The organism is Xylophilus ampelinus, from assembly GCF_003217575.1.
Classification (GTDB): Bacteria; Pseudomonadota; Gammaproteobacteria; order Burkholderiales; family Burkholderiaceae_C; genus Xylophilus; species Xylophilus ampelinus.
Genome location: NZ_QJTC01000018.1, coordinates 56,363 through 70,401 on the forward strand (window position 1 = coordinate 56,363; position 14,039 = coordinate 70,401).

Below are 14,039 nucleotides of genomic sequence, written 5' to 3' on the forward strand. Positions count from 1 at the left end.
GGCATCCCAAGGAACCCTGTGAAATTCATCATCGACAACTGGTCGCTTTTTCTCATCGCCATCGCCTCGGGTGGCCTGCTGCTGTGGCCGCTGGTCAAGGGCGCCGGTGCCGGCAACCTGACGCCCGCCCGTGCGGTGCAGCTGATCAACCGCGAGAAGGCTGTGCTGATCGACGTCAGCGAGACCGAAGAGTTCGCCCTTCAGCACGCGGGCGGCGCCAAGAACGTCCCGCTGGCCGACCTGGAGACGCGCCTGCCGGCCGTCGTCAAGAACAAGGCGGTTCCGGTGATCCTGGTCTGCCCCACCGGCGGCCGCGCCAACCGGGCGCTGGCCACCGCCAAAAAACTCGGCTACGAGCAGGCCCAAGTGATGGCGGGCGGGCTCAAGGCGTGGAAAGAAGCTAACCTGCCGGTCGACAAGGCCTGATTCGCGCGCTCAGGCGCCAGGCACCTTTACCACCTTCCCGCGAGCCCCATGCAACCTGTCACGATGTACACCACGGCCGTTTGCCCCTACTGCATCCGCGCCAAGCAGATCCTGAAGTCCAAGGGCGTCGAGGCGATCACCGAGATCCGCATCGACGCCGACCCCGCCGCCCGCAGCGCCATGATGGAGCGCACCGGCCGCCGCACCGTGCCGCAGATCTACGTGGGCGACACCCACGTGGGCGGCTGCGACGATCTGATCAGCCTCGACGGCCGCGGTGCCCTGGCACCGTTGCTGGCCGGCACGCCCGCCTGACATCGGCCGCGCCGGGCACGCGCACGGACGCGACCCGGCCGCCAGCGATAATCACCGTCCAGCGCCTGCTGCGGGACCTTCCCCGGCAGGCTTTGTTTTGACCTTTCGCACCGACTGACCACCATGGCCGAAGCCCCCGAAACCGTCCAGCAGGACCCCGTGTTCCAGATTCAGCGCATCTACCTCAAGGACGTGTCGCTCGAGCAGCCCAATTCGCCCGCGATCCTGCTGGAGCAGGAGCAGCCCAGCGTCGATATCCAGCTCGGGGTGGACGCGCAGCCGGTGGCCGAAGGCATCTTCGAGGTGAGCGTCACCGCCACCGTGCAGACCAAGATCAAGGAGAAGACCGTGTTCCTGGTCGAGGCCAAGCAGGCCGGCATCTTCGAAATCCGCAACCTGCCCGACGACCAGGTCGGCCAGATCCTGGGCATCGCCTGCCCGCAGATCGTCTACCCGTACCTGCGCGGCAACGTGGCCGACATCATCCAGCGCGGCGGCTTCCCGCCGGTGCACCTGGCCGAGCTCAATTTCCAGTCGATGTACGAGCAGCAGCAGCTCGCCGCCACCGCCGGTGAACAGGGCGGCCTGCCGCAGTAAGCCGAAGATCTCGCATCGAATCGGGCGCGAGCCGTTATTCGGTATGGACCCGATGCTATGAAAATCGTAGTGATGGGCGCGGGCGCCTGGGGCACGGCGGTCGCCGTGGCGGCCGCCGGCTCTGCCGAGAACGCCGTCACCCTGTCGGTGCGCGACCCGGTGGCCGCCGCCGCGCTGGTCGCCGACGGCCAGAACCGCCGCTACCTGCCCGATGTGCCCTTGCCGGCCGCGCTGGCCGTGTGTGCGGGCCCGGCGGCGCCGTTCGTCGCGCAGGCCGACCTGGTGGTGATCGCCACCCCGATCGCCGCGCTGCGCGGCATGCTCGCACCGCTGGTCGGCCACGCCGGGCCGGTGGCGTGGCTTTGCAAGGGCTTCGAGCCCGGCCGCGACGGCGCCCCCGGCCTGCTTCCCCACGAAATCTGCGCCCGGGCGGCACCAGGGTTGCGCGCCGGCGCCCTCAGCGGCCCCAGCTTCGCGCTGGAGGTGGCGCGCGGCCAGCCGACGGCCCTGGTCGCGGCCAGCGCCGATGCCGGGGTGCGCGCCGCGCTGGTGGACGCCTTCCACGGCCCGGCGCTGCGCGTCTACGCCAACGACGACGTGCCGGGCGTCGAGGTCGGCGGCGCGGTGAAGAACGTGCTGGCGATCGCGACGGGCCTGTGCGACGGCCTGCAGCTGGGCCTCAACGCCCGTGCCGCCCTGGTCACCCGCGGCCTGGCCGAGATGACCCGCCTGGGCCTGGCGCTGGGTGCGCGGGCCGACACCTTCATGGGCCTGTCGGGTATGGGCGACCTGGTGCTGACCGCCACCGGCAACCTGAGCCGCAACCGCCGCGTCGGCCTGCTGCTGGCCGAGGGCCGCACGCTGCAGCAGGCGGTCGATTCGCTGGGCCATGTGGCCGAAGGCGTGTACTGCGCCCGCACCGTCGTGCAGCGGGCCCGGGCCGTGGGGGTGGAGATGCCGATCGCCGAGGGCGTGGTCGCGCTGCTCGACGGGCAGGCGCGGGCCGACGAGGTGGTGGCCGCGCTGATGGGGCGGGGGCCGGCTGACGAGGTGGGCGGCTGAGGCTGGCGGCTGAGGCTGGCGGTGGAAGCGCCGTCCATGCCCTGTTCATTCACGAACAGGTCCGTAGCCGTCATGTGACGCCGGCCACTAGCTATCAAAAAAGTAGCAGACGCATCGAATAGGGGTACTCCCAGTTGCGCTACCCGAGGCGGTCGCCCGGCGCCTTCGCCGGCTCAGGTGTCGATCTCGAGATTGTCGATCAGCCGCGTGCTGCCCAGCCGGGCCGCGCCCAGCGCCACCAGTGCGTCGCCCGGCAGGGGCGTCAGCAGGTCGCTGCGGCGGCGCAGTGCCAGGTAGTCGGGCTGCCAGCCGCGCGCGGCCAGTGTCTCGGTGGCGCGCCGCTCGATCGCCGCGAGATCCCGCTCGCCGGTCCGCACCGCATCTGCCATGCCGCGCAGCACGACCGAGAGCTGCACCGCCTCGGCCCGCTCGGCGGCCGACAGGTAGCCGTTGCGAGACGACAGCGCCAGGCCGTCGGCTGCCCGCACCGTGTCGCAGGCGACGACCTCCACCGGCATGGCCAGCTGCCGCACCATGTGTCGCACCACCATCACCTGCTGGTAGTCCTTGCGGCCGAACAGCGCGGCGCGCGGCTGCACGCAGTGAAAGAGCTTGGCCACCACGGTGCAGACGCCGGTGAAGAAGCCGGGGCGAAAGAGGCCCTCCAGGATGTCGGCCACCGCGGGGTCGGGGTACACCTTGCAGGTCTGCGGCTCGGGGTAGAGCGCTTGTTCGTCGGGGGCGAAAAGCAGGTCGCAGCCGGCCGCCCGCAGCTGGGCGCAATCGGATTCCCAGGTGCGGGGATAGGTGTCGAAGTCCTCGTGCGGCAGGAACTGCAGCCGGTTGACGAAGATGCTGGCGACCACCGCCCGGCCGTGGTGGCGCGCCTGGCGCACCAGGGCGATGTGGCCCTCGTGCAGGTTGCCCATGGTGGGCACGAAGGCGACGCCGCCGAGCGGCGCCAGCCGGGCGCGCAGGTCTTCGAGGGTGCGGGCGATGTGCATCGGGTCTGTCTTTCTTCGAAGGACGGCAGCGGGCGCAGCCAAGCGTGCGGCAGGTCGTCGGAAAAGCTGCCGTCCTTCACCGTCCGCACATCGGCGGCGAAGGCGTCGGCGATGCCGGGCGCATCCTGCGGACCCGACATGCTCCATGGCCGAGGCACCCGCAGAAAGCGAAGGAATGAATGTGTGCCCGGTCGGGGTCGGGTACGCGAAATGGCGCGCAATGTAGCACGCATGCCGCAGGATGCCCCGCGCTGCCGTTATCCTGCACAGCCATGACGAATCCCTTCGATTTCTCCTCGGCTCGCATCGCGGAGCAGGCCCGGGCCGACGTGGCGCGTGCCCCGCGCAAAAACGTGGGCGTCAGCGACCTGACCGCAACCGGTGTCGACCGCCTCTCGGTCGTTGCCCTCATCAAGGACCTGAAGGCCGTCGATTTCTCGATGCGTTTTCTCCGAACCCCATGAACACCAGCCCTTCCTGTATCGCGGTCGAATACGAACAGCCCCTGGCGCAGGCCGAAAGCGCCGCCTGCGCCACCCGCCATGCCTGGGCTCGCGTGCCTCCCGAGCCGGCACCGGCCACGCGCGCCGCGCTGAAAGACCGCATCCGCCGACTGCTGCAGGAAAAGAACGCGGTCATGGTGTCGCATTACTACGTGCATCCTGACCTGCAGGACCTGGCCGAGGAAACCGGTGGTCTGGTCAGCGATTCGCTCGAAATGGCGCGCTTCGGCCGCGATCATGCAGCGCAGACGCTGGTCGTCTCGGGCGTGCGCTTCATGGGAGAAACGGCCAAGATACTCTCGCCCGACAAAACCGTTCTGATGCCCGATCTGGACGCCACCTGCTCGCTCGACCTGGGCTGCCCTGTCGACGCCTTCGGCGCTTTCTGCGATGCGCATCCCGACCGCACCGTGGTCGTCTATGCCAACACCAGTGCGGCGGTGAAGGCGCGTGCCGACTGGCTCGTCACCTCGGGATGCGCGCTGGAGATCGTGCGCGCGCTGCATGCCGCCGGCCACAGGATCCTGTGGGCGCCCGATCGGCACCTGGGCGCCTACATCCAGCGCGAGACCGGTGCCGACATGCTGTTCTGGAACGGTGCCTGCGTCGTGCACGACGAGTTCAAGGCTTTCGAGCTGGAGGCGCTGAAGGCCGAGCATCCCCAGGCCCGGGTGCTGGTGCATCCCGAGAGCCCCGCCGACGTGATCGCCCTGGCCGATGCGGTGGGCTCCACCAGCGCGATCCTGAAAGCCGCGCGCGAGATGGAGGCGCGCGAATTCATCGTCGCCACCGACAACGGCATGATGCACAAGCTGCGCGCCCAGAACCCCGGCAAGACATTTTTCGAGGCGCCCACGGCCGGCAGTGGCGCCACCTGTAAAAGTTGCGCGCACTGCCCCTGGATGGCGATGAACGGTCTGGCCGACCTGGCCCGGGTGCTGGAGACGGGCGCGAACGCGGTACACGTCGACGCCGCGTTGATCCCCGGGGCGCGCCGGCCGATCGACCGCATGCTGGCCTTCACTGCGGCCCTGAAAGGCGGGCAGGCCGCGGGTGCGCTGGTGCCGCATATCGGCGCCGCCTGAAAGACGCTGTCGCGCGGCCCGGGACCGTCCCCACCGCCCGCCAGCCTCTCCGAGCAACCGGAATTCGCACGATGAACCCTTCGACCGATCAAGAACTCACAGCGCTGCTGAACGAGACGGAAAGCGACCGCGCCGAACGCAAGGAAAGCCGGAGCGGCAGCGCACCCGACAAGGACGGCAGGCCATCTGTGCCTTTGCGAACGATCCGCCCAACCATGGGCGACCCGGCGTGCAGTTCGTGGGTGCCAAGGACGATGGCAACCCCACGGAGACACCTTCGGCGTCACCGATCAACTGTTGTCGACGCCCGCCGACATCAAGACCGAAGGAAAAATCATTCCTCCCCCCACCATGACCGCGGCCCGGCACAGTTCGAAGGGGCATGACATGGCGGTGGGCACGGTCTGGCCCGCAGACGCGCCGCCTGTGCGCTTCGACGGACGTATCTGGATTCGCAGCGGCCCACGCCACGGCCAAGCCACGGTGCAGCACGCGCGCATCCTGAACGAGAAGCGGCGCTATCGGGACCGCGGCTTCGACACCCATCCTGTGCATGGATGCGGCCGGGGCCTGTCGTGAGGGTTGGAAACGTTGTCGCCGGCGTGCCGGAGGTGCATCGGCCGCGTGGTGCGTTGATCGACTTCTCCGACCCGCGCGACCGCACCGCGCCGCGGCTGCGCCATGCGTTCGGCACGCCGCGCGCCCTCTGGGTCGCGCGTGCGCACGACGAGGTGCGCGGGGTGCTCGACGCGGTCGAGGCTGCCGCCCGCGGGGGCGCATGGTGCCTGGGTTACCTGCGCTACGAGGCCGCCGGCGCGTTCGACGCCGCGCTGGTCAGCCACGCGGCCGACGGGCCGCTGGCCTGGTTCGGTGTGTTCGACACGCCCCTGCCGTGGCCGGACGATGCGGCCGCCCTCGCCGCCGACGCGCCCACGATCGACTGGCACACGCAGCCGGACCGCCGGGCTTTCGACGGCGCGCTGGCGCAGCTCCACGCGTCCATCGCCGCCGGCGAGTTCTACCAGGTCAACTACACCGCGCAGCGGGCCGGCCGCCTGGCCGGGGAGGGGGGCGCGGCCGCCGCGCAGGCGCTCTTCGCCGCGCTGCAGCGGGCCCAGCCCGGCGGCTATGCGGCCTGCATCGACACCGGCGACGAGCAGGTGCTGTCGGTCTCGCCCGAGCTGTTCTTCGAATGGCGCGGCGGCCGCCTGCTGGCCCGGCCGATGAAGGGCACCGCCCCGCGCGGCGCCACGCCGGAGGCGGATGCGGCGCAGGCCGCCGCGCTGCGCGCCTCGCCCAAGGAGCGGGCCGAGAACGTGATGGTCGTGGACCTGCTGCGCAACGATATTTCCCGCATCGCCGAGCCGCACAGCGTGCGGGTGCCGTCGCTGTTCCACACCGAGCCGCTGCCGGCGGTCTGGCAGATGACCTCCGACGTCGAGGCCCGCACCCGCGCCGGCACCACGCTGGCCGATGTATTCGGCGCGCTGTTCCCCTGCGGCTCGATCACCGGCGCGCCCAAGGTGCGGGCGATGCGGGCGATCCGCGCGCTGGAGCCGGCGCCGCGCGGCGTGTACTGCGGCGCGGTGGGCGTGGTGCGGCCCGACGGAGAGGGCGGCGTCGCGGCCACCTTCAACGTGCCGATCCGCACGGTGACGCTGCGCGGGCGCTCGGCAACCAGTGGTGTCGGCAGCGGCATCACCTTCGGCTCGCAGGCGCAGGCCGAGTGGGACGAGTGGCGCCACAAAGGCGCCTTCCTGGTCCGGGCCAGCGCGCCGTTCGATCTGCTCGAAACCCTGGCGCTCGACGGCGGCGTGCTGCGGCACCGGAGCGAGCACCTGGCGCGGCTCGCGGGCAGCGCGGCGCATTTCGGCCACGCGTGGGATGCCGGCCGCGTCGGTGCCTGCCTGGACGCACTGGCCGCCGCGCATCCGCAGGGCCTGTGGCGCGCGCGGTTGCTGCTCGACAGCACCGGCACCCCGCGCGCCGAGGCCTGGGCGCTGGTGCCCGCGGCCGGGCCGGTGCTGTTGCGGCTGGCCGACCGGCCGCTGGAAGAGGCGCACGGCGAGTTCGTGCGGCACAAGACGACCCGGCGCGCGCACTACGACGCCTTCGCGCCGACGGAGGAAGGCGTGTTCGACACGCTGCTGTGGAACGCCGAGGGCGAGATCACCGAATGCACCCGCGGCAACATCGCCGCGCTGCTGCCGGATGGCCGCTGGATCACGCCGGCGCTGGGCTGCGGGCTGTTGCCGGGCGTGGGGCGCACGCTGGCCTTGCGGCAGGGGCGGGTCGTGGAGGCAGTACTGCCGCGGGACGCGGTGCCGCAGGTACGGGCCTGGGCTTTCCTCAACAGCCTGCGGGGGTGGGTGGAGGCGTCGCTGCGGGTGTGAGGGCGTCGCGGTGCGACGGCGCGGCCATGGCGGATCGACCGGCGCCTGTCAGGCCTGCGGCAGCTTTTCCTTGACGTAGGAGTCGCGATCCATGTCGACGACCTCGACGCTCAGCTGGACCATCATGCCGGCCGGGCGCGGGGTGCGGGCGCGCAGGACGACGGCGATGCGCTCGGCCAGGGCCTTCTTGGCCTCGGGCGTGCGGCCGGCCAGCAGGCGAAGCTGCGCATGCACGAAGCCGCAGGCGCCGCCGGCGATGCCGATCCGGACCGCGTCGAGGGCGATGGCGCGGGATTTCAGGTCGGATTCGGCCTGGACTTCGCCGCTCTCGAACAGGGCTTCGTTCAAGGCCAGCAGCGTGTCGCCGACGGGCAAGCCGTCGAGGTTGCGGGTGTATTCGAGGGTCAGGTGGGGCATGGCGGTCTCCGGGGATGGGGGAAGGGTAGGTCGGTCGCGGTTCGTCCGGCTCAGAAGGTGTGAAAGAACCGTAGCGAGCGGCCCGAGTGTGCGGCGAGGACCGCAACCGTACTGTGCGGTACGGTGGGGACCACAGGCGCGCAATCGGGCCGCGCAGCAGGTCCTCTCACACCTTCTCAGGCGCCGGGTACCAGGTCGAGTGTGCAGGCATCGCCCATCGCGTCGCGCCAGACGCGCACCTGGCTCGGCACCGGCTGCAGGTCGGCCAGCGCACGGGCGATGAACAAGCACAGATTCTCCAGCGTCGGCGTGCCCAGGCCGGGTACCTCGTCGAGCAGGTGGTGGTCGAGCTGGTCGCGTACGCCCTGCAGCTTGGCGCGCAGGTGGCCCAGGTCGACCACCATTCCCGTTCGCGGATCGCGCGGGCCGCGCACCGCGACTTCGGCATGGTAGGTGTGGCCGTGGATACGGCGGCTGCCGGCGGCGTCGATCGCGCGCTGCAGGGTGTGGGCGGCTTCGAAGAAGAAGCGCTGGTGGACGGTGAACTGCATTGAGGCGACGGCGCGGCGAGAGCGGACACGGAAAGAAGGCGGAAGGGAAGCGGATTTTCAGCGAATCCCGGTGAGCTTGTGCGTCTGCAGGCTCAGGCGCCAGGCGGGCCGCGCCAGGCAGGTCGCGATGCAGCGTTCGATGTTGGCGGCCTGGTCGGGGCCGTCCATCGGCTGCAGGAAGCGGTGCCGGAAATCGGTCCGCGATTCCAGCACCTCCAGGTCGAAGCCCGGTTGCGGCCAGACCAGCTTCAGCTCCTGGCCACGCGTCTGCACCCAAGGTGCGCCGGCCTTGGGGCTGATGCAGAGCCAGTCGATGCCCTCGGGCGCGGCCAAGGTGCCGTTGCTCTCCACCGCGATGCGGAAGTCCTGCGCATGCAGCGCATCGACCAGGGCCGCATCGATCTGCAGCAGGGGCTCGCCGCCGGTCAGCACCACCAGTCTGTGGCCACGGTCGTGCGCGGGCCAGAGGGCGGCGATCTGCGCGGCCAGGGCCTCGGGGGTGGCGAATTTGCCGCCCAGCGTGCCGTCGGTGCCGACGAAATCGGTGTCGCAGAAGCGGCAGACGGCGGTGTCGCGGTCCTGCTCGCGGCCGCTCCAGAGGTTGCAGCCGGCGAAGCGGCAGAACACCGCCGGCGTGCCGGCCTGGCCGCCTTCGCCCTGCAGGGTGTAGAAGATTTCCTTGACGGCGTAGCTCATCGGGTGTTTTCGATCGAGGGCTGCACGCGGTGCGCCGGCGGTGCGGGGTGGGGCGTTGCGGAGGGTGCGGGCGCGAGTGCGGCGAGGGCCTGCAGCAGCCGGTCGACGTCGGCTTCGGTGTGCGCGGCCGAGAGCGCGATGCGCAGCCGTGCGGTGCCCTCGGGCACGGTGGGCGGGCGGATCGCCGGCACCCACAGGCCGCGCTGCCGTAGGCCTTCCATCGCGGCCAGGGCCTCGTCGTTGGCGCCGATCACCACCGCCTGCACCGGAGTGCGCGAAGCGCCCAGGTACCACCCGGTGCCGTGCAGCAGGGGCGCCAGACCGTCGCGCAACCGTTGCACCATTCGGGCGAGGTGGGTGCGCCGCCCGTCTTCGGCTTCGATCAGCGCCAGGCTGGCCTGCAGCGCGCGTGCCAGCAGCGGCGGCGCGGCGGTGGCGAAGATGTAGCTGCGCGTCTTCTGCAGCAGCCATTCGACAAGGGACCCGTCGCCGGCGACGAAGGCGCCTGACACGCCCGCGGCCTTGCCCAGCGTGGCCATGTAGAGCACGCGGCGCGAGGCCTGCGCGCCGGTCAGGCCGGCCTCTGCCAGCGCGCCGCGACCCTGCGGGCCGAGCACGCCGAAGCCGTGCGCGTCGTCGAGCAGCAGCAGGGCGTCGTGGCGCTCGCACAGCGCCAGCAGGGCGCGGATGTCGGCCACGTCGCCGTCCATGCTGAACACCGCGTCGGTGATCACCAGCTTGCGGCATGCGGGGCTGGCGGCCAGCGCCGCGTCGAGCGCGGCCAGATCGGCGTGCGGATAGCGGTGGATGCGGGCGCGCGACAGGCGGGCGCCGTCGATCAGGCAGGCGTGGTTGAGCGCATCGGAGAACAGCGCGTCGCCTTCGCCCACCAGCGCCGGCACGATGCCGATGTTGGTGGCGTAGCCGGCGTAGAAATACAGCGCGCGCGGCAGGCCGACGAAGCGGGCCAGATCGGCTTCGAGCGCCGCATTGGCCGCGCTGTGGCCGCTGACCAGCGGCGATGCGCCGGCGCCCACGCCGAAGGTGCGGGCACCGTCGCAGGCGGCCTCGGCCAGCGCAGGATGACAGGCCAGGCCCAGGTAGTCGTTGCTGCAGAAGCCGAGCATCGGCACGCCGTCGACCACCAGGTGCGCACCGTTTTGCGGCACCACGGTGCGGCGGGTGCGGCGCAGGTGGGCCGCGTCGAGCGCGGCGATACGCGCGGGAAACTCGTCGAGCCAGGATGAGGGGCAGGAGGATGGGCTGGCGGTCATGCGGTCCATGCGGCGGGAAGGTCGAAGTGAAGGGCGCGGATGTCGGGCGCGGCCTGGTGGGGAATGTCGGCCAGCAGCGGTGCGCGCAGCCGCTGCGCGAGCCAGCGCAGGTTGTCGTCCGGTGCCAGCATCAGCGGATCGATCCGGTTGGCGATCCAGCCGGCCAGCGGCAGGCCCCGCGCGCGCACCGCGTCGGCGGTGAGCGCGGCGTGGTTCAGGCAGCCCAGGCGCATGCCCACCACCAGCACCACCGGCAGGCCGAGCGCCCGGGCCAGGTCGGCACCGGTGTCGGTATCGGACAGCGGTACGTGGAAGCCGCCCGCGCCTTCGACCACCACCGCGTCGGCCATCGCCGCCAGCGCACGGTAGCTGCGCACGATGTGGGCGATGTCGATCCGCGTGCCGGCGCGCCGGGCGGCGATGTGGGGCGAGAGCGGATCGGGCAGCAGCACCGGATTGTCGAGCGCGGCCGGCACTGCCAGGGTGGAGGCGGCGCGCAGGGCCAGCACGTCGTCGTTGGCCCAAACGCCGCCGTGCGGCTCGGCGCCGGCCGCGATCGGCTTCATCCCGACGACGCGCGCATGGTGCCGCGCCAGCGCATGCAGCAGGCCGGCCGAGGCCAGCGTCTTGCCTACGCCGGTGTCGGTGCCGGTGACGAAGCAGGCGAACCTCGGCCGCGGCGCGGCCTCGGCTTCCGGGGTCGATGCGTCGGTCATGGTGCGGTTTCCTCGGCGAGCGTCGCTTCGAGCGCGGCGAAGGCGGCGTCGCCCAGGTGCTGCACCGCCTCGTCGTCGAGCACATAGGGCGGCATCGCGTAGAGCGTGGTGCCGATCGGCCGCAGCACCAGGCCGCGCGCCATCGCGTGGCGGTGGTAGCGGCGGGAGAAGTCGGGCAGGGTGGTCTGCAGGTCCCAGGCCCAGACCATGCCCCGCCGGCGGGCGTGGCGCACCCGGGGGTGCCGCGCGATCGGCGCGCAGGCCGCGTCGATGCGCCGCGCCAGCGCCGGGTTGTGCGCCAGCGGATCGAGCCGTTCGAACAGCTCCAGCGTGGCCAGGGCCGCGCGGCAGGCCAGCGGATTGCCGGTGTAGGAGTGCGAATGCAGGAAGCCGCGCGCCACGTCGTCGTCGTAGAAGGCGGCGTACACCGCGTCGGTCGTGAGCACCGCCGACAGCGGCAGCGTGCCGCCGGTCAGGCCCTTCGACAGGCAGACGAAATCGGGTCGGATGCCCGCCTGCTGGTGCGCGAACATCGTGCCGGTGCGGCCGAAGCCGGTGGCGATCTCGTCGACCACCAGGTGCACCCGGTAACGGTCGCACAGCGCGCGGGCCCGGCGCAGGTAGTCGGCGTCGTGCATCGCCATGCCGGCGGCGCACTGCACCAGCGGCTCGACGATCAGGGCGGCGGTGGTGGCGTGGTGCTCGGCCAGCCAGTGCGCCAGCGCATCGGCCGCGCGCCGGGCCACGTCGGCGGCGCTTTCGCCGGGCAGGGCGCCGCGCGCGTCGGGGCTGGGCACGGTGGCGGCCAGGCGCACCAGGGGGGCGTAGGCCTCGCGGAACAGGGCGATGTCGGTCACGGCCAGCGCGCCCACCGTCTCGCCGTGGTAGCCGCCGGCCAGGCCGACGAAGCGGCTCTTGGCCGGCTGCCCGGCGTTGCGCCAGTGGTGGGCGCTCATCTTCAGCGCGATCTCGGTGGCGGTGGCACCGTCGCTGCCGTAGAAGGCGTGGCCCAGGCCGGTGAGAGCGCCCAGGCGCTCCGACAGCTCCACCACCGGCGCATGGGTGAAGCCGGCCAGCATCACATGGTCGAGCCGCGCCAGCTGGTCGGCCAGCGCCGCCTGGATATGCGGATGGCCGTGGCCGAACAGGTTGACCCACCACGAGCTGATGCCGTCCAGATAGCGCCGTCCGTCGGTGCCGTGCAGCCAAGGCCCCTTCGCACGGTCGATCGCCACCGGCGGATCGGCCTCGTGCCGCTTCATCTGGGTGCACGGGTGCCAGACGCTGGCGAGGCTGCGGGCTGCGAGGGTGTCGGTGGTCATGCGGATCCGGAAGGGGCGGTCGGGGCACCGCGGTCGTGCGGTGCGAGGACGGTAGGCAGGGCGATCTCGGCGGTGGCGGGATCGTCGACGCTGTAGTGCAGGCCGCGGCTTTCGCGGCGCGCCTGGGCCGAGCGCACGATCAGGTCGGCCACCTGCACCAGGTTGCGCAGCTCGAGCAGATCGCGGCTCGGGGCACGGTGGGCATGGGCAGCGTCGATCTCGGCGGAGAGTTGCGCGATGCGGTCGGCCGCGCGCGCCAGACGCGGGCGGCTGCGCACGATGCCAACGTCGTGCCACATGCAGCGGCGCAACGCGTCCCGGTGGTGGGCGAGGGGGCCGCCAGCGCCGGCATCCGGGGCGTTCGAGCCGTGCCGGGATGCGATCGCGGCCGGCGGCCGGGCCGGCGCGGCATCGATGGCGTGCGCGGCGGCTCGGGCGAAGACCATGCATTCGACCAGCGAGTTGCTGGCCAACCGGTTGGCGCCGTGCAGGCCGGTGCAGGCGGTTTCGCCGATGGCGTAGAGGCCGGCGAGGTCGGTGCGGCCGCAGAGGTCGGTCTGCACGCCGCCGCAGGTGTAGTGGGCGGCCGGCACCACCGGGATCGGCTGCCGGGTGATGTCGATGCCCAGCGCGGCGCAGCGCGCCAGGATGGTGGGGAAGTGGGCCTGCAGGAAGGCGGGGCTCCGGTGCGAGGTGTCGAGGTACACGCAGTCGAGGCCGTGCCGCTGCATCTCGTGGTCGATGGCGCGGGCCACGATATCGCGGGGCGCCAGCTCGGCCCGCGGGTCGTGCGCGGGCATGAAGCGGGTGCCGTCGGGCAGCAGCAGCCGGCCGCCTTCGCCGCGCACCGCCTCGCTGATCAGGAAGGACCGGGCCTGCGGATGGTGCAGGGCGGTAGGGTGGAACTGCATGAACTCCAGGTTGGCCACGCGGCAGCCCGCGCGCCAGGCGCAGGCGATGCCGTCGCCGGTGGCGCAGCCCGGGCTGGTGGTGTGCAGGTAGACCTGGCCCGCGCCGCCGGTGGCCAGCACCACCTGACCGGCGGCGAAGGTGCGCACCGTGCCGGTGGCGGTGTCGAGCGCCTGCAGGCCGCCGCAACGGCGCAGATCACCCGCGCCTCGGGTGACCAGATCGACGAGCACATGGTCCTCGAACACCGCGATGCCCGGCGTGGCCCGCACCGCGGCCACCAGGGCCTGCTGCACCGCCGCGCCGGTGGCGTCGGCCACGTGCACGATGCGGCGCTGGCCGTGACCGCCTTCGCGCGTCAGGTGCAGCACGCCGTCTTCCTGCGAGAAGGGCACGCCCAGCCGCTGCAGCCAGGCGATCGCGGCGGGCGCCCCTTCGACCACCCGGCGCACCGCCGCCGCATCGCACAGGCCGGCGCCCGCGACCAGCGTGTCCTGCAGATGCTGCTCGACGCTGTCGCCTGCCGCCAGCACCGCCGCGATCCCCCCCTGCGCCCAGCCGCTCGCCCCCGCGCCCAGCCGCTCTTTGGTCAGCAGCGCCACCCGGTGCCGCGGCGCCAAGTGCAGCGCCGCCGACAGCCCCGCCAGCCCGCTGCCGACGATGAGGACATCAAAATGGTCGTGCATCCCGTTCAATCTCGAAAGTCGCTGCAGTTTTTCCGGAACACCCGGGAGCCGGCTTCGCCCGTCCCCCGGCGTCGCCCGCGAGG

16 protein-coding genes are annotated in these 14,039 nt (G+C 72.0%); 8 read left to right on the plus strand and 8 right to left on the minus strand.

All coding sequences use genetic code 11. From position 1 onward, the window contains the following. The first annotated feature begins 18 nt into the window (after positions 1-18). The 4 genes from DFQ15_RS12220 to DFQ15_RS12235 all read left to right on the plus strand — a co-directional run bounded on the left by DFQ15_RS12220 (position 19) and on the right by DFQ15_RS12235 (position 2,400). Positions 19-426, plus strand: coding sequence for a rhodanese-like domain-containing protein (locus DFQ15_RS12220; RefSeq protein WP_110466245.1), 408 nt, complete (start codon positions 19-21; stop codon positions 424-426). Between the two features lie 48 nt (positions 427-474). Then, positions 475-741, plus strand: a complete 267-nt coding sequence (gene grxC, locus DFQ15_RS12225) for a glutaredoxin 3 (RefSeq protein ID WP_055834837.1) — start codon at positions 475-477, stop codon at positions 739-741. Positions 742-864: 123 nt separating this feature from the next. Further along, positions 865-1,338: a protein-export chaperone SecB gene (secB, locus tag DFQ15_RS12230; RefSeq protein WP_110466246.1), complete on the plus strand. Its 474-nt coding sequence runs from the start codon at positions 865-867 to the stop codon at positions 1,336-1,338. Between the two features lie 57 nt (positions 1,339-1,395). Further along, positions 1,396-2,400 (plus strand): NAD(P)H-dependent glycerol-3-phosphate dehydrogenase, encoded by a 1,005-nt coding sequence (locus tag DFQ15_RS12235; protein WP_110466247.1) that lies wholly within the window; start codon positions 1,396-1,398, stop codon positions 2,398-2,400. Between the two features lie 173 nt (positions 2,401-2,573). Here the strand turns inward: DFQ15_RS12235 and panC are convergent, their stop codons facing one another. After that, positions 2,574-3,404 carry a pantoate--beta-alanine ligase gene (gene panC / locus DFQ15_RS12240; protein WP_110466248.1) on the minus strand — a complete coding sequence of 277 codons (831 nt, stop codon included), beginning with the start codon at positions 3,402-3,404 and terminating at the stop codon, positions 2,574-2,576. 272 nt (positions 3,405-3,676) lie between these two features. Between panC and DFQ15_RS17875 the strand changes: the two genes are divergently transcribed. The 4 genes from DFQ15_RS17875 to pabB all read left to right on the plus strand — a co-directional run bounded on the left by DFQ15_RS17875 (position 3,677) and on the right by pabB (position 7,385). Next, positions 3,677-3,868, plus strand: a complete 192-nt coding sequence (locus tag DFQ15_RS17875; RefSeq protein WP_233504464.1) for a hypothetical protein — start codon at positions 3,677-3,679, stop codon at positions 3,866-3,868. After that, positions 3,865-4,992: a quinolinate synthase NadA gene (gene nadA / locus DFQ15_RS12250; protein WP_110466249.1), complete on the plus strand. Its 1,128-nt coding sequence runs from the start codon at positions 3,865-3,867 to the stop codon at positions 4,990-4,992. The genes DFQ15_RS17875 and nadA overlap by 4 nt, the downstream gene beginning before the upstream one ends. A 297-nt stretch (positions 4,993-5,289) precedes the next feature. Beyond that, complete coding sequence (locus DFQ15_RS12255) at positions 5,290-5,571, plus strand: hypothetical protein (RefSeq protein ID WP_110466250.1); 282 nt, start codon at positions 5,290-5,292, stop codon at positions 5,569-5,571. Positions 5,572-5,624: 53 nt separating this feature from the next. Further along, on the plus strand, positions 5,625-7,385 hold the full coding sequence (pabB, locus tag DFQ15_RS12260; RefSeq protein ID WP_233504468.1) for an aminodeoxychorismate synthase component I: 1,761 nt from the start codon (positions 5,625-5,627) through the stop codon (positions 7,383-7,385). A 48-nt stretch (positions 7,386-7,433) separates the two neighbouring features. Here the strand turns inward: pabB and DFQ15_RS12265 are convergent, their stop codons facing one another. The 7 genes from DFQ15_RS12265 to nadB form a co-directional block, all read right to left on the minus strand. Next, positions 7,434-7,802, minus strand: a complete 369-nt coding sequence (locus DFQ15_RS12265) for a 5-carboxymethyl-2-hydroxymuconate Delta-isomerase (protein WP_110466252.1) — start codon at positions 7,800-7,802, stop codon at positions 7,434-7,436. Between the two features lie 176 nt (positions 7,803-7,978). After that, positions 7,979-8,353: a 6-carboxytetrahydropterin synthase gene (locus DFQ15_RS12270; protein ID WP_110466253.1), complete on the minus strand. Its 375-nt coding sequence runs from the start codon at positions 8,351-8,353 to the stop codon at positions 7,979-7,981. A gap of 57 nt (positions 8,354-8,410) precedes the next feature. Next, complete coding sequence (gene queE, locus DFQ15_RS12275; protein ID WP_110466254.1) at positions 8,411-9,049, minus strand: 7-carboxy-7-deazaguanine synthase; 639 nt, start codon at positions 9,047-9,049, stop codon at positions 8,411-8,413. Then, the gene (bioF, locus tag DFQ15_RS12280; RefSeq protein WP_110466274.1) at positions 9,046-10,323 is read right to left on the minus strand and encodes an 8-amino-7-oxononanoate synthase; all 1,278 of its coding nucleotides are present in this window, start codon (positions 10,321-10,323) and stop codon (positions 9,046-9,048) included. The genes queE and bioF overlap by 4 nt, the downstream gene beginning before the upstream one ends. Beyond that, the gene (bioD, locus tag DFQ15_RS12285; RefSeq protein ID WP_110466255.1) at positions 10,320-11,039 is read right to left on the minus strand and encodes a dethiobiotin synthase; all 720 of its coding nucleotides are present in this window, start codon (positions 11,037-11,039) and stop codon (positions 10,320-10,322) included. The genes bioF and bioD overlap by 4 nt, the downstream gene beginning before the upstream one ends. Beyond that, on the minus strand, positions 11,036-12,361 hold the full coding sequence (gene bioA / locus DFQ15_RS12290; RefSeq protein WP_110466256.1) for an adenosylmethionine--8-amino-7-oxononanoate transaminase: 1,326 nt from the start codon (positions 12,359-12,361) through the stop codon (positions 11,036-11,038). The genes bioD and bioA overlap by 4 nt, the downstream gene beginning before the upstream one ends. After that, positions 12,358-13,956, minus strand: a complete 1,599-nt coding sequence (gene nadB, locus DFQ15_RS12295) for an L-aspartate oxidase (RefSeq protein WP_110466257.1) — start codon at positions 13,954-13,956, stop codon at positions 12,358-12,360. The genes bioA and nadB overlap by 4 nt, the downstream gene beginning before the upstream one ends. Between the last annotated feature and the right edge of the window lie 83 nt (positions 13,957-14,039).